General features: G+C 72.5%; 12 protein-coding genes. 6 read left to right on the top strand and 6 right to left on the bottom strand.

All coding sequences use genetic code 11. From position 1 onward, the window contains the following. Window positions 1–35: 35 nt before the first annotated feature. The 3 genes from ACZ5K7_RS13645 to ACZ5K7_RS13635 form a co-directional block, all read right to left on the bottom strand. Window positions 36–2,501 (bottom strand): tetratricopeptide repeat protein, encoded by a 2,466-nt coding sequence (locus ACZ5K7_RS13645; protein ID WP_351699354.1) that lies wholly within the window; start codon window positions 2,499–2,501, stop codon window positions 36–38. Window positions 2,502–2,756: 255 nt separating this feature from the next. Further along, a complete protein-coding gene (locus ACZ5K7_RS13640; RefSeq protein WP_468913188.1) occupies window positions 2,757–4,166 on the bottom strand; it encodes a glycoside hydrolase family 16 protein in 1,410 nt (469 codons plus the stop codon). 181 nt (window positions 4,167–4,347) lie between these two features. Then, on the bottom strand, window positions 4,348–5,595 hold the full coding sequence (locus ACZ5K7_RS13635) for a L,D-transpeptidase (RefSeq protein ID WP_450973001.1): 1,248 nt from the start codon (window positions 5,593–5,595) through the stop codon (window positions 4,348–4,350). Between the two features lie 319 nt (window positions 5,596–5,914). On the opposite strand from ACZ5K7_RS13635, the gene ACZ5K7_RS13630 reads away from it, so the two are divergent. From ACZ5K7_RS13630 to ACZ5K7_RS13620, 3 genes are all read left to right on the top strand, one after another. Continuing rightward, window positions 5,915–8,581 (top strand): FAD/NAD(P)-binding protein, encoded by a 2,667-nt coding sequence (locus ACZ5K7_RS13630; protein WP_468913186.1) that lies wholly within the window; start codon window positions 5,915–5,917, stop codon window positions 8,579–8,581. Window positions 8,582–8,853: 272 nt separating this feature from the next. Beyond that, window positions 8,854–10,629 (top strand): sulfatase-like hydrolase/transferase, encoded by a 1,776-nt coding sequence (locus ACZ5K7_RS13625; protein WP_468913184.1) that lies wholly within the window; start codon window positions 8,854–8,856, stop codon window positions 10,627–10,629. A gap of 229 nt (window positions 10,630–10,858) precedes the next feature. After that, a complete protein-coding gene (locus ACZ5K7_RS13620; protein ID WP_468913182.1) occupies window positions 10,859–11,698 on the top strand; it encodes a hypothetical protein in 840 nt (279 codons plus the stop codon). Here the strand turns inward: ACZ5K7_RS13620 and ACZ5K7_RS13615 are convergent. The 3 genes from ACZ5K7_RS13615 to ACZ5K7_RS13605 are packed head-to-tail and all read right to left on the bottom strand — an operon-like array spanning window position 11,623 to window position 14,210. Continuing rightward, complete coding sequence (locus tag ACZ5K7_RS13615) at window positions 11,623–13,014, bottom strand: lanthionine synthetase LanC family protein (protein WP_468913180.1); 1,392 nt, start codon at window positions 13,012–13,014, stop codon at window positions 11,623–11,625. The genes ACZ5K7_RS13620 and ACZ5K7_RS13615 overlap by 76 nt on opposite strands. Before the next feature lie 9 nt (window positions 13,015–13,023). Continuing rightward, entirely contained in the window at window positions 13,024–13,794 is a 771-nt protein-coding gene (locus ACZ5K7_RS13610; protein WP_468913179.1) for an IclR family transcriptional regulator, read from the bottom strand. After that, window positions 13,791–14,210 (bottom strand): MarR family winged helix-turn-helix transcriptional regulator, encoded by a 420-nt coding sequence (locus ACZ5K7_RS13605; protein ID WP_468913177.1) that lies wholly within the window; start codon window positions 14,208–14,210, stop codon window positions 13,791–13,793. The genes ACZ5K7_RS13610 and ACZ5K7_RS13605 overlap by 4 nt, the downstream gene beginning before the upstream one ends. Before the next feature lie 302 nt (window positions 14,211–14,512). Between ACZ5K7_RS13605 and ACZ5K7_RS13600 the strand changes: the two genes are divergently transcribed. Genes ACZ5K7_RS13600 through ACZ5K7_RS13590 form a run of 3 tightly spaced genes read left to right on the top strand, consistent with a single transcriptional unit; the run spans window position 14,513 to window position 17,823 of the window. After that, window positions 14,513–15,430, top strand: coding sequence for an SDR family NAD(P)-dependent oxidoreductase (locus ACZ5K7_RS13600; RefSeq protein WP_468913176.1), 918 nt, complete (start codon window positions 14,513–14,515; stop codon window positions 15,428–15,430). Next, window positions 15,430–16,305: an amidohydrolase family protein gene (locus tag ACZ5K7_RS13595; protein ID WP_351699389.1), complete on the top strand. Its 876-nt coding sequence runs from the start codon at window positions 15,430–15,432 to the stop codon at window positions 16,303–16,305. Before ACZ5K7_RS13600 ends, ACZ5K7_RS13595 begins: the two co-directional genes overlap by 1 nt. Before the next feature lie 9 nt (window positions 16,306–16,314). Beyond that, window positions 16,315–17,823, top strand: a complete 1,509-nt coding sequence (locus ACZ5K7_RS13590) for an acyl-CoA synthetase (protein ID WP_468913174.1) — start codon at window positions 16,315–16,317, stop codon at window positions 17,821–17,823. The last annotated feature ends 4 nt before the right edge of the window (window positions 17,824–17,827 follow it).

Below are 17,827 nucleotides of genomic sequence, written 5' to 3'. Positions count from 1 at the left end.
CCTGCCGGACTGCTCTGCGCCTATGACCGGTTCTCTTACCTTGCGAGGAGATCCCGGGCCTCAGCGGCCTGCGCCGCGCCGAGCTCGGTGTAGGACACCAGGGCGTCTTCAAGACACTGCGTCGCCGTATGCCGCTCCCCTCGGATCAGCGCGAGTCTGCCGCGTTCCAGCAGGACCCTGGCGGCGCCGGAACGGTCACCGATGCGTGCGCAGATGTCACCCGCCCGCTCGAACCGTAGGGCTGCAGAGTCCACATCACCCTCGTCGCGGTCGATGACGCCCAGTTCCACTTCCGCCCAGGCAGCGCCGCGTCGACTCTCCAGTCGTTCGTAGGTCCGCAGTGCCCTGTCGCCGTGATCCCGCGCCGTGTCAAGATCCCCGGCCTCCCTGTGGAGCGTGCACAGTTCGACGTTCACATCCGCGATGTTCCGTTGGCCGTCCAGGGCGGTGAACTCCCGCAACGCTTCGTCCAGCAGGACCTGTGCCTCGGAGTGGTGTCCGAGGATCCTTTCCAGGATCCCCAGCTCACGCCGGGCCCAGGCGCAGCCGTTCCGGTCCGAGGCACTGGAGTTGATCCGCAGGGCCTCCGCGAACCGTGTCTGCGCACTGTCGTAGTCTCCGGTCAGCCGGTCGACGGTGCCGAGCTCGATGAGGATCCATGCCACATTGCGGTGGTTCCCCTGTGCACGGTAGATGCGCATCGCCCGGTCCAGCCTGGACCGTGCTTCTCGGTAGTCCCCCGTCGCCCTGTTGATCATCCCGAGGACTCCGAGAGCGTTGGCCTCGCCGCGCCACTCGCTCGCATGCCGGTGGAAGAAGTCGACGGCAGCCACCATCTTGTCCCGCGCCGATGCGTAGTCGGCCAAATGGTAGAGGTTCACGCCGACTTCGCACGCGCAGTACGCCTCGTTGCGCGAGTCGCCCAGTCTGTCGAAGATGTCCCTCGCATCCTCGGCGAACGCCAGGGCGGTCCGATACCGTCCCGAGGCGCGATGCAGAATGCCTAACTGGACACCGCAATGGGCGCGCCCGGCTTCGTCTCCAGAGGCGAGAGCGAGCTGCAACGCGGAGTCGTTCAGCTCCTCCGCCTGCGGGATGTTCCGTTGGATGCGCATGAAGTAGGCCAACCCCGCGGTCAGTTGCCAGCTGCGGGGCCAGCTGCAGTCGACGGCCAGCCGGGCAACCGACCGCAAGTCGTCGAAGTAGTTCCGGAGCCACTTGAGAGCCTCGTCCTCGGCCATCGACGCCTGAGGTTCCCGCCCGTCGGCCTGGCGGACGTGCATGACGAAGGAGGCATGGATACCCCGGTTGGCAACCGCCAACTGCTCGGCCACGAGCCGGAATAGCCGCTCGCGGGTCTGGTCGCGCGCTGCGGGATCGTCCCGGCGTGAGTGCTCCCGCTGTGCCAGCGATCGCACGAGGTCGTGGAAGCCGAAACCGTGCGGATCAGGCCTGATGGCCAGACCCTGCTGATGCAGCAGTGCGAGCGCCCGCGCTGCCTCCGGGACCGGCAGGTCGGCGAGGGCGGCCGCGATCTCGGCGGTGACGTGGGGTCCGGGGTGGACCGCCATCCGACGGAAGACCAGGTGGTCCACAGGTGCCAACGCCTCGATCGTCGCCGGCAGCGGTTCGCGGCCGTCGGCGCCCGGGGTGAGGTGCGGCTCGGTGCGCAGGGCCAACGGGGTCTGCTCGGCGACGATTCTGTCGGCGATGTGCCGGATGGTCAGCGGCAGCCGGTACATGGCAACCAACGCGTCGATCACGCTGCGGTCGACCACGCGGGAACCACGGCGCAGGATGTCGCCGATTACGGACCGGGCCGCGTCCTCGCTCAGGGCATCGACCTCGACGTGCAGGTCCGCGTCCAGACCGGGCACCATGTGCCGGCTGGTGACGATGACCATCGAGTGGGCGGATGCCGGCAGCAGGTGGCGCACCTGGGCGGCTTCGGTCACATCGTCGAGGACGATCAGGAATCGCCCGTTCCCGACGGCGGACCGCCATTGGCTGCTCATGCTCTCCAGATCGAGGTCCGTCGTCGCCGGAGCCGCTCCGACGATGGCCAGTACCGAGGCGAGAACGTCCTGCGGGCGGAGCCGACCCGCCGGCTCGGCGTGGCTGCGGTACCCGAAGAACAGCCGGCCGTTCGGGTAGCGGTCGACGAGGAGGTGCGCCGCCTGGACCGCGAACTCCGTCTTGCCGCTTCCCGAACGGCCTGTGACGAGGCAGACGAGTGGCCGTGCCGCGGCCGCGGGAGGCTCTGCGGTCAGCAGCCGCTCCATTTCGCTGTCGCGGCCGGCAAACACGGCCGTACCCGGCGGGAGCGTGTTCGGGCCGCCGTCGTGGTCAGCGGACGCGTCGTCCGGGACGGGATCGCCTGCTGTCGGGCTGCCGCCCGGCACCAGAGCGGCGCCCGCGGCCGCCATGGTGACCAGGACGAGCAGCGTGCCGAAGAGCCACCAGCTCCAGGTGGCGGTGACGATGTTCGTGACCGCACCCACACCGGCTCCCAGAACGGGCCCGGACGCCAGAATCAGTGGCTCGCGTCGTCGTCTGGGACTTATGGCCATCGCCCCCCGTGGTCGTCAGGCGAACAGCACATGCCCACTCGGACACGGCTCCATGCCCTGGACCGACGGGGGTGATGTGCGGGACGGCAGCGCCTTCTCCGCAACCTTGGCTACTGAATATCAGCCCGCATGTCTGCACCTGACGGCTCCGAGTGCGGGGCCCCGGAGGAGCCCCGCGCTGTGCGCCTAGTGCCCGAAGTCGAACCAGTTCACGTTCACGAAGTCCGCCGGCTGGCCGCTGCTGAAGGTCAGGTAGACGTCGTGGGTGCCGGTCACCGCGCTGATGTTGGCCGGGACCGTCGTCCAGGTCTGCCAGCCGCCGGTGTTGCCGACCGCGAAGCTGCCGACGGGGGCGTTGGACGGGCTGTCCAGACGTACCTGGACCAGGCCGCTCACGCCGGAGGCCGCGCCGCTCGCCACCCTCGCGTAGAACTGGGTGGCCGCCGTGGAGCCGAAGTTGACGCCCTTGTACAGGGTCCAGTCGCCGTTGGCGAGGTAGCCGATGTCCTGGCCGCCGCCGGTGTCGGTGGTGGTCTCGGCGGTGACGCCGGACTGGCCGTCGTAGGACTCGGCCTGGATCGCGCTGTAGGCGTCCCGGTTGCCGGTCGGCGGGGTGGTGGTACCGCTCCCACTGGCCTGCAGCACCTGGACGTAGTCGACGACCATCGGGTGGCCGGACTCGGTGGCGCTGGTCGGGCCACCGCCGAACGCGCCCGGGAAGCCGCCGCCCATCGCCACGTTCAGGATGACGAAGAAGCCGTGGTTGGTGGCGTTCGCCCAAGTGGTCGCGTCCACCTGACCGGCCGTCACCGTCTGGTAGTTGACGCCGTCGACGTAGAAGCGGATCGCCTCGGGGCTCACCGAGCGGTCCCACTCCATCGAGTAGGTGTGGAAGCCGGACTGGCAGGTGGTGTTGGGGCAGGCGGTGGAGTTGCCGAGGCCGGTGGTCTCGTTGCAGGGGCCGCCGGGGCTGGTGCCGCAGTGCATGGTCGCCCAGACCTTGTTCAGACCCTGGACGTTCTCCATGATGTCCAGCTCGCCGACGCCCGGCCAGTTCTGGTAGTTGCCCCGGTAGGGCGCGCCCAGCATCCAGAACGCCGGCCAGTAGCCGAGGGCGGCGTTGCCGGTGACGTTCGGCATCTGGATCCGCGCCTCGACGCGCAGCTTGCCGCCGGCCGGGGGCTGGAAGTCGGTGCGGGTGGTCTCGATCCGGCCCGACGTCCAGTTGCCCGACGCGTCACGGACCGGGGTGATCTTCAGGTTGCCGCTGCCGTCGAGGGCGACGTTGGAGGTGCTGGAGGTCATCGTCTCGACCTCGCCGGTGCCCCAGTTGGCGGGGCCGCCGGGGTACGAGATCCCGGTGTCGTACTGCCAGTTGGAGGTGGAGACGCCGGTGCCGGCGGTGCCGTTGAAGTCGTCGAGGAAGACCTGGCTCCAGCCGGACGGCACACCGGGTGCCGAGGCGCTGGCGGGGAGGGTCGCGGTCGTGGCGGCGGCTGCCGCCAGACCGATCGTGGCGAGTACGGCGACGAGGGCACGGCGGAAGGAGCGCCGCCGTCTGTGGTGCGCAGGGGGTATACCGGAGGTTTCACTCATGGGGTGCCTCTCGGGTACGGAGTGGGGGTGCGCGGGATGCCTTCGAGAGCGCCGGGAGGCGGTGCTGAGAGCGCTCTCAAAGTGGGCCCAATGTGCTCTCCGTGCCTGCGGTCGTCAAGAGTTAAAACAAAGAATCTCCTTGTTTCCCGGGGGAGTTCAGGCGGTGAAGGCGCCGGGGGAATCAGACCGCGCTGCCGGCCTTCCAGTCCGACCAGGACAGGTTCCAGCCGTTGAGGCCGTTGGAGGCCTCGACGGTCTTCTCGCCGGAGTTCTTGACGATCACCACATCGCCGAGCATCGAGCTCTCGTAGAACTTGTAGCCGGCCACCGAGGAGTCGTTCGCGCCCTTGGCGTCGTGCAGGCCGACACAGCCGTGGCTGGTGTTCTGGCTGCCGAACACCGAGGTGGACGCCCAGTAGTTGCCGTGCACGAAGGTGCCGGAGGTGGTCAGGCGCTGGGCGTGCGGGACGTCGGAGATGTCGTACTCGTCGCCGAGACCGACCGTGGAGGACTCCATCCGGGTCTGCTTGAACCGCTCGCTGATCACCATGATCCCGGACCAGGTGGTGTGGTCGGAGTCGCCGCCGGACACCGGGTAGCTGGCGTACGTGGCGCCGTCCCGCTTGACCACCATCTGCTTGGCCGACAGGTCGACCGTGGAGATCTGCTCCCGGCCGATGTGGAAGGTGACGTCCTTCGACTGGGTGCCGTAGACGCCGTCCGTCCCCTCGACGTCCTTCAGCCGCAGACCGAGGGTGATCTTGGTGCCGGCCGCCCAGTACGTCTCCGGGCGGAAGTCGAGCCGGGTGTCGCTGAACCAGTGCCCGACGATCTCGACCTCCGGCTCGGCCGTCACCGTGATCGCCTTCTGGACCGCGGCCCGGTCCGCGACCGCGTGCGTGAAGTTGATCGACACCGGCATGCCGACACCGGACGTGGAGTCCGCCTCCGGCGTGAAGTAGCCGAGGAAGGTCTCGCCCGGGGACTTCGTGGTGAAGGTGGCCACCGTCTCGTCGGTCGCGCCCTGCGCCTTCGCGGTCACCGTGTACTTCGTGCCCGAGTACGGGTTCTTCGCCGACGTCCATGTCGTCTTCGTGTCGTCGAAGGTGCCCGACAGCGCCGAGCCGTCGTTGCCCGCGACGGTCACCGAGGCCAGCGTGCCGTCGGTCACCGTGACCTTGACCGGGCTGGTGAAGTCGGCCTTCTTTGTGCCGGAGACCGGCGTCACGGTGATCGTGGCCTTCTTGGTCGCGGACTTGACCGAGGCCGTCGCGCCCTTGCCGTCGGTGGCGGCCGAGGCGTCCGCCGAGGAACTGCATCCGGCCAGCGCGGCCCCCGCGGGCACCGCGCCGAGAGCGGCGAGGATCCCGCGCCGGGTCCACCTCCGCGACTGCCGACCGGACCCGTTCGATATGTGCTGGACGCCCACGACACGCCTTCCTGACTGTCCACCTGTGTCAGGGCATCCTGCGCCGGTTGTATGGGTGGTTCCTTTGAATCGCGGGGGTGATCCCTGAGATTCGGATGAGGAGCGCCGGGCGTCTCCGGGCGTCGCCTCGCGGGGCCGGAACGAGTCGACCGGAACCCCGGTTGTCCCCGCCTCCGTTCGTGAACAGAGTATGAACGCCCGACCGGCGGCCTGAGTTTCCCGTGAGATCACCCTCGCGGGATGGCTTCCCCACCTGTCCGATCGGAATAGTTCGGAACAGTGAGGAAGCAGTCCGCCGATCCCCCGCCGGAGGTATTCCGTGACCGACGTCCGCAAGCGGCAGAGCGTGGCCATCGTGGGAGCCGGAGCGGCGGGCACCCTCACCGCCGTCCAGCTCTGCGAGACGGCGCACCGCCGCCGGACCCCTCTCGACCTCGTCCTGATCGACCCGGCCCCGGAGGCGGGCCGGGGCACCGCCTACGCGACCCACGACCCCCGGCACCGCCTCAACGTGCCCGCCGGCAACATGAGCGCCTACCCGGACGACCCCGGGCACTTCCTCCGCTGGCTGTGCCGGCACGGCGAACCCACCGTCACCGGCGCCGACTTCGCCACCCGTTACCGCTACGGCGCCTACCTCGCCGACACCCTCGGCCAGGCCCTCGTCCGCTCCCACGGCACGGTCGCGGTCCGCCGCATGCGCACCCGGGCGGAGTCCTGTACCGGCACCCCCGACGGCCGGGTGGAACTCCACCTCGCCGACGGGGGACCCCTGGTGGCGGACAGCGCGGTCCTGGCCACCGGCCCCGCCGGGACCACCGGAGGCTGGGCCCCGCCCGCCCTGCGCGCCTCGGACCGATTCGTCGCCGGCCCGTGGGCGCCGGGCGCCCTGGATCCCGTACGGGACAGCCCCGAGGACGTCCTGCTGGTCGGCACCGGCCTGACCGCCGTCGATCTCGCCCTCACCCTCGACCGTCCCGGCCGTACCGTGCACGCCCTGTCCCGCAGCGGGCTGCTGCCCCAGCCGCACGCCCTCGGCCCGGCCGGCGCCATGCCCGCCCCGGAGGGCCTCGACGACACCTCGCTGGGCCGGCTGCGCCGCGCCGTCTACCGCCATGTGAGCCGCTCGGTGCGCACCCACGGTGACTGGCGCCCGGGCCTGGACAGCCTCCGCCCGCACACCGCACGGCTGTGGCGCAGCCTCTCCCCCCAGGAGCGCGAGGAGTTCCTGGCCCGCGAGGGCGCCCTGTGGAACACCCACCGTCACCGGATGGCCCCGGCCACCGCCGAGCACGTCTCCCGCGCCCGCACCGCGCGCCGCCTGCACGTCCACACCGGCACGGTCGCCCGCGTCACCGAAGGCGACGCCGGCCCCCTGACGGTCGAGCTGTCCAACGGCCATGTGATGCGCGTCGGTTGGGTGGTCGACTGCACCGGACCCGGTCGCCGTCTCGACACGCCGTTGTGGCAGGCCCTGTTCACCGCCGGCCTCGCCGTCCCCGGACCGCTGGGCATGGGCGCCGCCACCCGCGAGGGCCGGCTCCTCGACGCCCAAGGCCGCGCCGAGGGGCCCCTGTTCACGCTCGGAGCCCCGCGCCGGGGCGAGCTGTGGGAGACCACGGCGATCCCCGAGATCCGCGTCCAGGCCGCCGAGCTGGCCCAGCGGCTGCTGCCCCTCCCCGGGCGCGGGCGGGCGTCCCGGCGTCCCGTCGACGGCCACGGGCTGCCCCTCTCGACCCACGCCGAGGCGGCCGCCGCCTACCGGAGCGGCCTCGGCCGGGTTCTCAAGGTGCGCTCCGGCGCCGAGGACGCGCTCGCCCGCGCGGTCGCCCTCGACCCCGGCTTCGCCCTCGGCCACGCGGCCCTCGCCCTGCTCGGCCACGAGTGCGCCGCCGCCGTCGACGTGCCGCGCGCCCTCGCCGACGCCCAGCGCTCGGCCCGCGAGCGCGCCGACGAACGCGAGCGCTCCTTCGTGGACGTGGTCACCCGCCGGGTGACCGGTGACGACGGGGACGAGGCGCTCGTACGGCATCTGCGGGAGCACCCGGGGGACGCGCTGGCGCTCGCGGCGGCCGTGCCCACCATCGCGTTCTCCGGGGTGAGCGACCTGCAGGACGACGACGCCCTGCGGCTGCTCGACCTGACCTCGCCCGCCCACGACGGGCACTGGTTCCACACCTCGCTGCTGGCCTTCCTGCGTCAGGAGCAGGGCCGGCTGCACGAGGCGGGGGAACTGGCCCACCGCGCGCTGGCCGCCGAGCCCGCGTCCGGGCACGCGGTGCACGCGCTGGCGCACGTCCACTACGAGTCCGGGGCGCACGAGGCGGGCCGCGACTGGCTCGACGGCTGGGTGTCCGGGCGCGGGCGGGGCGCGGTCCACCGGGCGCACTTCTCCTGGCACATCGCCCTGCACGAACTCGCCCTCGACGACCCGGCCGCGGTCCGCCGCCGCTGGTTCGCCCAGCTCGCGCCGGGCCGGGTGCGCGGGGTGCGGGCGCTGGTGGACTCCGGTTCGCTGCTGTGGCGTGCCCGGCTCAGCGACAGCTGGGACGGGGACCTGCCGGCGGCGGACGTCCTGGACTCGGTGGCCCGGGAGGTGCTGGAACGGCCCGCGACCGCGTTCACCGCGCTGCACGCGGCCGTCGCCCTCACCGCCGCCGGCGACCTGCCCGCGCTGCGCAGGCTGCGCGACCACGCGGCGGCCGCCGACCCGGTGCAGCGGGAGGTGATCGCGCCGCTGTGCGAGGCCTTCGCCGACCTCGTCGAGGAGCGCTTCCACGAGGCGGCCCGGGGGCTCGACACCCTGCTGCCGGTGCTGCGCAGCGTCGGCGGCAGCGCGGCCCAACGGGAGGTCGTGGAGGAGACGTTGCTGTACGCCCTGGTGGCGGGCGGCCGCTGCGACGCGGCCCGGCGCCTCCTGGACGCCCGCCTGGACCGCAAACCGGCGCCCCGCGACCGGCGGTTGCGCGCGGCACTGCCCGCCTGAGCCGACGGCACGGACCCGGTCCCCGTCCCCGCCCGACACCCGGCGGGGACGGGGACCGGTGCGTCCGCCCGGTGCGGTTCCGCGTCCCCGGACGGGAGGACGCCGGGTCCGTCTGTGATCATTCCGATGCCGTGAAGGGGGAACCTCCGACCCCGGGATTCCCTCTTACGAGTCGCAACAGAGCGTTCACAGCGTGTGCATGGTCCTGGACGGATGGTCGCCGTCACCATCGGTCCAGCAGCACGCACCGCCGTCGCACCGGGGGAACTCCTATGCCCAGCCGCCGCCGTTTCCTCACCGGGGCCGCCACCGCGCCCGTCGCGCTCGCGGCGGTCACGGCGTGCGAGGACGGGGACGCGGCACAGCCCGCCCGGCACACCGTCGAACCGGCCGCGGCGGCACCCGCCGCGCGGACCCCGTCGAACCGGCTCAACTTCGTGGTGATCCTCGCCGACGACCTCGGCTACGGCGAACTCGGCTCCTATGGGCAGAAGTTGATGCACACCCCGCGCCTGGACACCCTCGCCGCCGAGGGGCTGCGCTTCACCCAGGCCTACGCAGCCGCCCCGGTGTGCGCGCCCTCGCGCTGCTCACTCCTCACCGGCCTGCACAGCGGGCACGCGACCGTACGCAACAACCCCTGGGGGCCGGGCGGCCAGGGCGCCCTCACCGACCGGGACTTCACCTTCGCGGAGGCGCTCAGGGCGCTCGGCTACCGCACCGGCCTGATCGGCAAGTGGGGCTTCGGACCCAACGCCCCCGACCAGCCGAGCCACCCCAACTCCCGCGGCTTCGAGGAGTTCTACGGCTACCTCACGCACCACCACGCCCACGACTACTTCCCCGAGTACCTGTGGCACAACGGCACCCGCGAGGAGATCCCGGCCAACAAGGGCGGCACCCAGCAGGTCTACGCTCCCGACCTGATCTCCGAACGCGCGCTCGGCTTCCTCCACACCCACCGCGACGAGCCGTTCCTGCTCTGCCTCGCCCCGACCCTGCCGCACGCGCCCAGCAAGGACCCGCACCTCGGCGAGTACGCCGACCGTCCCTGGACCGGGCCCAACAAACGGCACGCCGCCCAGGTCACCACCTTGGACACCCTCGTCGGCGCCGTCACCGACCAACTCACCGCGCTCGGCCTCGCCGACCGCACCGTCGTGCTGGTCACCAGCGACAACGGACCGCACGAGGAGGCGGGCACCGACCCCGAACTCTTCGACGGCAACGGGCCCTTGCGCGGCTTCAAACGGAACCTGTACGAGGGCGGCATCCGCGTCCCGCTCATCGCCTGGTCCCCGCGGCACGTCCGGTCCGGCACCACGGACCGGCCCACCCCGCTCACCGACCTGCTGCCCACCCTCGCCGACCTGGCGGGCGCGCCCGCCCCCACCGACGTCGACGGCCTGTCCGTCGCCCCCCTCCTGCGCGGCTCCGCGCACCCGGCCCGCCACGACAGCCTGTACTTCTACCGCAACCACAACGGCGTCACCGCGCGCCAGAACGCCGCCGACCACGGCCGGGGCGACCGGCTCGCCGAGGCGCTGCGGCGCGGCGACCTCAAGGCGATCCGGTTCGCGCCGGGCCAGAGCCTGCGGGCCCCGGACGACCAGTGGGACGTGGAGCTGTACGACCTCGCCCGGGACCCCGGCGAGGAGCACGACCTCGCCGCCGTCCGGCCCGCCCAGGCGGACGCCCTGGTGAAGCTGATGCGCGAGTCGTGGGCGCCGGTGTACCCGCGCAAGCCCTTCGGCGTGACCCTCGAAGCCGGCGACGGGGGAGCGGAGTTCACGGTCACCGCCACGCTCGCCAACGGCTCCGCCCGGCCCTGGAGCGCCGCCCGGCTGATCCTCGACGTCCCGAGCGGCTGGGCGGTGCACGCCCGGGACGCGGCCACCGCGGCCCGCCTGGAGCCCGGCGAGCGCCTCACGGTCCGCTGGCGGGTCACCCGCCCCCAGGTCTCCACCGCCACGACGCTCACCTGCCGGGGCACCGCCCACCACGCCGACGACGAGGTGACGTACACGGCGACGGCGACACTCGGCTGACGTAGGGCCCCGCGTGTCGTCCGGCAGGCCGCGGCCGCGTGTGCCAGCCGGCAGGCCGCGGTCCCGCATGTGGTCCGGCAGACTACGGTCCCGCATGTGGTCCGGACGGCCACGGTCACGCGCGCAGGCCGCCCGGCCGGCCGGAGGCTGGTCTCCGTCCGGGCTCCGAATCGATCACGTCTCGGAAACGGGGCCCGTCGCCCGGTGACCGGCCGGGCAGCCTGAGGGCATGGGGGACGACAGACTGAGGGCATATCGGCATGAGCGGGCCGTACGGCAGGGCGAGTTGCACCGGCTCGTGGCGGAGGACCAGGAGGTCAGGGGGAGTTCGCTCGGCAGGGGAGGGGCCGTCGGCGGGCTGTGGAACTGCTGCCTGGCCGTGCTCGTGGGCGCCCTGCTGGTGGTGATCGGCTTCTGGGTGTGGATCGGTGCCGTCGGGCCCGCCTACTACCGGCAGCAGGCCCGCGCCGACCTGCGCGCCTCCGCCGCCGAGGCCGGGGCGCGGCTGCGGAAGTCCGCCGCCGACGGCACCCTGTTCGGCACCGAGATCGACCGGGACCGGATCGCCCCCGTCACGAAGGTGCGCAGGCAGGGCCGCAGCGTCACCGTGACCGCCCGGTTCACGGGCGGCGCTCCGGCGGTCATCTGGGGCAGGACCGAGACCACCGGCTGCTACGAGTTCCGGGTCCGGCCGCCCGCCGTCTCGGTCCATCGGCTCTCCGACGGGGGCTGCGGCGACCTGCCGTCGTACCCGTCGCAGTACTCGGACGGGGCGTACGCGCTGCGCCGGACGTACCGGCCGTCGGCCGAGGTCGCCGCCGACGTGGTCGGCGAACTCCGCGCCGCCTACGCCCAGGGCAGTGCGGCCGCCGTGTACGGCGCGGCGGTGTGGCAGACCCCGGGCATCCGGTTCCTGGGGGGCGTGCAGGGGGTGGACGTGGCCACCGTCCGGGCCTGGCTGTCCACGGGCAGCGACGCCGACGCGCGGGACTGCTACGAGTTCGACGCCCGGCCCGGATCGCTGACCGCCGAGAAGCTTGCGCGGCACGCCTGTGACGATCCCGCCTGACCGCGGACCCGCGCCGGCACCGCCCACCACTGGTCCGGCCGGTCCACGACCGGGGCCTGCGGACCGGTGTCGAGGTACCGTGCGAGGCGCAGCAGGTAGGCCGCGATGCCCGCCGCGCCCTGCATCCACGTCGTGCCCGGCGGCAGCAGCGGGGGATCCTCGCGGTGTTCCAGGAAGCGCCAGCGGGCACCCGTGGTGTCCTTGACCGCCCGTTCCACCAGCGCGTCGCCCATCCGGAGCGCGGCGCCGGCCAGTTCGTCCGCCCTCGGCGTACCCGCGCAGTCCTGTGCGGCGTCCAGCAGGACGTCTCCGACCCCCGCGGTGCCGCAGCAGCGGCCGTCGTTGTCCCAGAAGCCCGGCCGCAGCCGTTGCGGGACCCCCGAAGCGAGGATCGAGGTCAGGCACCGCTGCCGCAGCGCGTCGACCTCATGGCCCGCCACCTCGGTCACGCCCGCGTGCGCCAGTGCCGCGAACAGGTGCGAGGTGCCTGCCGGGCCGTGGCACCAGGTGTACGTCACCGGGTCCGAGGACTGCTCGGACGGCGGGATCCGGCGCGGGACGATGAAGCCGTCGTCCGCCAACGAGCCCACGGACAGCACGTGTTGGGCCCCCTCCACCGCGGCCGCCACGAAGTCCTCCCGGTGCAGTGCCGCGCCCGCCGTCGCCAGTGCGGCGGCCACCCCGGCGGTGCCGTGCGAGTAGTTGGGCAGCCGCCACTCCGTGCTCGGCGCGATCCCCCAGTCCAGGCCCGCCTCGGTCCGGTCCGCCATCCGCAGCAGGGCCTCGCCGCCCGTCGCCGCCATCCGCTCCGCGAACTCGCCGCCCGCCCAGACCGCCGTCAGCACCACGCCCGCCCCGCCCATGATGATGTCGCTCAGCGGCGCGTCCGAGCCCGGCACGAACGCACTGGTGGTCCGCCAGCCGTCGGGGGTGGCCAGCTCGGCCAGCCGCCGCAGCACGAGCGCCTCGCTGCCCGGCGCGAGGAGCCGCAGCGCCGTGGCGTGCCCGGCCAGGCCGAGGTAGAGCGAGGGCTCCGTCGTGCCGGCGGCCCGTGCCGACAGGCGGCTCACGATCCCCGCCGCCAGGGCCTGTTCGCGTTCGCCGAGCGGCCGGTGGCGCGCGATCTCCGCCAGCACCGGGGCCAGGCCCGCGATCCCTGAGTACAGCGAGTCCCGGTGTTCCGGCGGGGCGGGGTGCCCGTCGTCGTCCTCGGGGACCGTGACCGGCAGCCAGGGGCCTTCGGCCTCCCGGACCTGGTCCAACACCCATGCCCAGGCGGCCTCGCCCAGCTCCCGATACTGCCTGCCTGCCGTCACCCGGCCACGCTACACGGGCTGGCCGGTCCGCTCCGGCTGCCAGCCCAGCGCCCGGGAGATCCCCCGTGCAGCCAGCCGCACCGCCGGGAGCAGCGCCGGTACCTGGGCGTCGGCCTGGGGCACCACCACCGAGACGGCCGCGACCACCCGCCCCGCCGACCCGCGCACCGGAGCCGCCACCGACAGCGCGTCGTCGGTCACCTGACGGCTGCTCACCGCCGCCCCGGAGCGCCGCACTTCGGCCAGCGAGCGGCGCAACCGGCCCGGATCGGTGATGGTGTACGGCGTGAAGGCGGCCAACGGCCCATCGCAGTACTCCTGCTGGAACCCGGGCGTCTCGTGTGCGAGCAGGGCGAGGCCCACCCCCGTCGCGTGCAGCGGCCAGCGGGCGCCCACCCGGATGTGCACGCCCACCGCCGAACGCCCCGACAGCCACTCGATGTAGACGACCTCGGACCCGTCCCGCACCGCCAACTGCACGTTCTCATGGGTGGCTTCGTACAGGTCCTCCAGGTACGGCAGCGCGATCTGGCGCAGCGCGAGCCCCCGGGGTGCCAGCGCGGCCAGCTCCCACAGCCGCAGCCCCACATGGTAGAAACCGTCCGCGTCCCGCTCCAGCGCGCCCCAGGCGGTGAGCGCGCCGACCAGGCGGTGCGCGGTGGTCAGGGAGAGCCCGGCCCGGCGGCTGATGCCGCTCAGGCTGAGCGCCGGATGCCCGTGGTCGAACGCGGCCAGCACCGCCAGCAGCCGGTCGGGTGCGGAACGGGCACCGGCGGTCATGGCCGGTCGGCGACGCGCAGCAGCAGACGGTGGAGCGCCTGGCGCTCGGCGGGGTCGAGCGGGCCCAGCAGATCGTTCGTGACGCGCCGGCCCGCCTCGTCGGTGTCCCGCAGGAAGGCACCGCCGGCCTCGGTGAGGACCACGATCCGGCTGCGGCGGTCGTCGGGGGAGGGGCGCCGCTCGGCGAAGCCCAGCTTCTCCAGGTCGTCGACGAGTCCGACGATCGCGCTCGGGTCGTAGCCGAGCCGGGTGCTCAGCTCGCGCTGGAGGGCACCCTCCGAGGTGGCGAGGAAACGCAGCACCGCGTAGTGGCGCAGCCGCACCCCCGACTCCTGCAGGAACGCGTTGAAGAGCTGCCCCGAGCGCAGACCCAGGCGGTACAGCAGGTATCCCGTGTCCGCGTGCAGCCCGCGCATCCACGGCTCGTCCGCGTCGATCGGGGGCGGGTTCTCGGTGTGCTGGCGGGTGATGGCGTCTCCCTGGTCCGGGCCCCGGCGGCGGGGCGGTCTGTGGTGCGGATTCCAGCATGGCGCACCCGTGGATGGGCAACAACTATTGACGACAACAATTATTGCTCTTAGCTTCGATCTCGAAGCCGCACCCGTCGCATCCGAGAAGCGGCACCCGTCGCATCCGAGAAGCGGCACCCGTCGCATCCGAGACGCGGCACCCGTCGAACCCGCAAGCCGCACCCGTCGTACCCGAAGGGACACCGCCCGTGCCCAGCATCGATCTCACCGGCAAGGCCGCCGTCGTCACCGGCAGCGGCCGGGGCCTCGGCCTCGCCTACGCCCACGCACTCGCCGCCCACGGCGCCTCCGTGGTCGTCAACGACGTGGACGAGGGGGTCGCCGAGCAGGCCGTGAAGTCCATCACCGCGGCCGGCGGCACCGCCGTCGCCGAGGTGGTCCCGGTCGGCACGAGCGAGGCCGCGGACCGGCTGGTGGCCCGGGCCGTGACGGAGTTCGGGCGCCTCGACGTCCTGGTCACCAACGCGGGCATCCTGCGCGACAAGGTGCTGTGGAAGATGACCGACGACGACTTCGACGCGGTGCTCACCACCCACCTCAAGGGCACCTTCACCTGCGCCCGGGCCGCCGCCGTCCGGATGCGCGAGCAGGGCGAGGGCGGCACCCTGATCCTGGTCGGCTCCCCGGCAGGCCAGCGCGGCAACTTCGGCCAGACCAACTACGCCGCCGCCAAGGCCGGCATCGCCGCGATGGCTCGTACCTGGTCGATGGAGCTGGGCCGGGCGGGCATCACGGTCAACGCGATCGTCCCGGTGGCCGCCACCGCGATGACCGAGACCATCCCCGGCTTCGCCCCCTACGTCGAGGCCATGAAGAACGGCGAACCGCTCCCGGACTTCCTGCGCAAGGGCGAGGGCTTCGGCACCCCCGAGGACTGCGCGGCCCTCGTCCCCTTCCTCGCCTCCGCGGCCGCCCGCTCCATCACCGGCCAGGCCATCGGCATCGGCGGCGACAAGGTGGCACTCTGGTCGCACCCCCAGGAGATCCGGGCCGCCTACGCCGACGGCGGCTGGACCCCGGACACCCTGGCCGACGCCTTTCCCGCCACGGTCGGCGCCGAGCTCCAGACGGTCGGCATCCCGGCGCCCAAGTTCCCGGAGGCGTGATGGACATCGAGGCACTCACGGCGATCGACGTCCACACGCACGCCGAGGTCTCCGCCCAGGGGCACTCCTCCCTGGACGACGCCCTGCACGATGCCTCCTCCGCCTACTTCAAGGTCGAGGGCAAACGGAAGCCGACCGTCGAGGAGACCGCCGCCTACTACCGGGAGCGGAACATGGCCGCCGTGATCTTCACGGTGGACGCCGAGTCCGCGACCGGCACCGCGCCCGTCCCCAACGAGGAGGTCGCCGAGGCCGCCGCCGCCAACGCGGACGTCCTGATCCCCTTCGCCTCCGTCGACCCCTTCCGGGGCAAGGCGGGGGTCAGGCAGGCCCGCCGCCTTGTCGAGGAGTACGGGGTGAAGGGGTTCAAGTTCCACCCCAGCATCCAGGGCTTCTTCCCCGACGACCGCTCGGTGGCGTACGGCCTCTACGAGGTGATCGAGGAGACCGGCACCGTCGCCCTCTTCCACACCGGCCAGACCGGCATCGGGGCCGGCGTCCCGGGCGGCGGCGGGATCAGGCTGAAGTACTCCAACCCGCTGCACGTGGACGACGTCGCGGCCGACTTCCCGCACCTGAAGATCATCCTGGCGCATCCGTCCTTCCCCTGGCAGGACGAGGCCCTCGCCGTCGCCACCCACAAGCCGGGCGTGTACATCGACCTGTCCGGCTGGTCGCCGAAGTACTTCCCGCCGCAGCTCGTGCAGTACGCCAACACGCTGCTCAAGGACAAGGTCCTCTTCGGCTCCGACTTCCCGGTCCTCACCCCCGACCGCTGGCTCGCCGACTTCGCGAAGCTCCCGGTCAAGGACGAGGTCCGGCCGAAGATCCTCAAGGAGAACGCCGCCCGCCTGCTCGGGCTGGCCAAGCCGTAAGGGGCCGAGATGCGCAACGAGGGACTGGGGTCGTGGCCCGCACGCCGGGCCCGCAAGACCCCGCACCGCACGGCGCTGGTACACGGTGAACACTCCACCGACTACCGCACGTTGTACACGCGCACCACCCGCCTCGCCCACGCCCTGCGCGCCCGGGGCGTCCGCCGCGGCGACCGCGTCGCCTACCTCGGCGCCAACCACCCCGCCTACCTGGAGACGCTCTTCGCGGCCGGCACCCTCGGCGCGGTCTTCGTCCCGCTCAACACCCGCCTGGCCGGCCCCGAGATCGCCTACCAGCTCGCCGACTCCGGTGCCAGGGCCCTCCTGTACGGCCCCTCGCACGCCGGTGTCGTCGCGGGCCTGCCCGGCACCACGGACGTCCGGACGTACGTCGAAGTCGGCGCCGAGTACGAGGAGTTGCTGGCGTCGGCGGCGGACGACCCGATCGACGAGCCCGTCACCCCCGACGACACCTGCGTCATCATGTACACCTCGGGGACGACCGGCCGCCCCAAGGGGGCGATGCTCACCCACGCCAACCTGACCTGGAACGCGGTCAACGTCCTGGTCGACACCGACCTGATCGCCGACGAACGAGCCCTGGTCTCCGCCCCGTTGTTCCACACGGCGGCCCTCAACATGCTCGCCCTGCCGGTCCTCCTGAAAGGCGGCAGCTGTGTCCTGGTGGAGGCCTTCGCCCCGGAGACGACCCTCGACCTGATCGAAGAACACCGGATCACCTTCATGTTCGGGGTGCCGACCATGTTCGAGCGGGTGGCCCGCCACCCGCGCTGGCCGGACGCCGACCTCTCCTCCCTCCGCATCCTCACCTGCGGTGGCTCCCCGGTCCCGACCCCGCTGATCGCGGCCTACCAGGAACGCGGGCTGACCTTCCTCCAGGGCTACGGCATGACCGAGGCCGCGCCCGGCACCCTCTTCCTCGACGCCGAGCACGCGATCGGCAAGGCGGGCTCGGCGGGCGTGCCGCACTTCTTCAGCGACGTACGGGTGGTACGGCCCGACCTGACCCCGGTCGACGTCGACGAACCCGGCGAGGTCATGGTCCACGGTCCCCATGTCATGCCCGGCTACTGGGGGTTGCCGGAGGAGACCGCGGCCTGTTTCGCGGACGGCTGGTTCCGTAGCGGGGACGCGGCCCGGGTCGACGCGGACGGTTACGTCTTCATCGTCGACCGGCTCAAGGACATGATCATCTCCGGTGGCGAGAACATCTACCCCGCCGAGATCGAGGACCTGCTCCTCGCCCACCCCGACATCGTGGAGTGCGCGGTGATCGGCGTGCCGGACGACAAGTGGGGCGAGGTGCCGCGTGCGGTGGTCGTCCCCCGCGAGGGCGCCGTCCTCGACCCCGACGAGGTGCTGGCCTCGCTGTCCGGCCGGCTCGCCAAGTACAAGCTCCCCAAGTCGGTGGTGCTCGCGGACGAACTCCCGCGCACCGCCTCCGGAAAGCTCCTCAAGTCCCGTGTGCGCAAACGCTACGGCTCCGCCACCTCGTAGCTCC

This window comes from Streptomyces sp. NPDC031497, from assembly GCF_055580905.1.
Note: the sequence above shows the minus strand (reverse complement) of the source record. Positions and strands in the feature narration are given on the sequence as shown.

Excerpts from the sequence above, each read along its gene's own strand:
- ACZ5K7_RS13640 (WP_468913188.1), bottom strand. The coding sequence starts at position 4,166 with ATGAGTGAAACCTCCGGTATACCCCCTGCGCACCACAGACGGCGGCGC.
- ACZ5K7_RS13625 (WP_468913184.1), top strand. The coding sequence starts at position 8,854 with ATGCCCAGCCGCCGCCGTTTCCTCACCGGGGCCGCCACCGCGCCCGTC.
- ACZ5K7_RS13620 (WP_468913182.1), top strand. The coding sequence starts at position 10,859 with ATGGGGGACGACAGACTGAGGGCATATCGGCATGAGCGGGCCGTACGG.
- ACZ5K7_RS13610 (WP_468913179.1), bottom strand. The coding sequence starts at position 13,794 with ATGACCGCCGGTGCCCGTTCCGCACCCGACCGGCTGCTGGCGGTGCTG.
- ACZ5K7_RS13605 (WP_468913177.1), bottom strand. The coding sequence starts at position 14,210 with ATGCGCGGGCTGCACGCGGACACGGGATACCTGCTGTACCGCCTGGGT.
- ACZ5K7_RS13595 (WP_351699389.1), top strand. The coding sequence starts at position 15,430 with ATGGACATCGAGGCACTCACGGCGATCGACGTCCACACGCACGCCGAG.
- ACZ5K7_RS13590 (WP_468913174.1), top strand. The coding sequence starts at position 16,315 with ATGCGCAACGAGGGACTGGGGTCGTGGCCCGCACGCCGGGCCCGCAAG.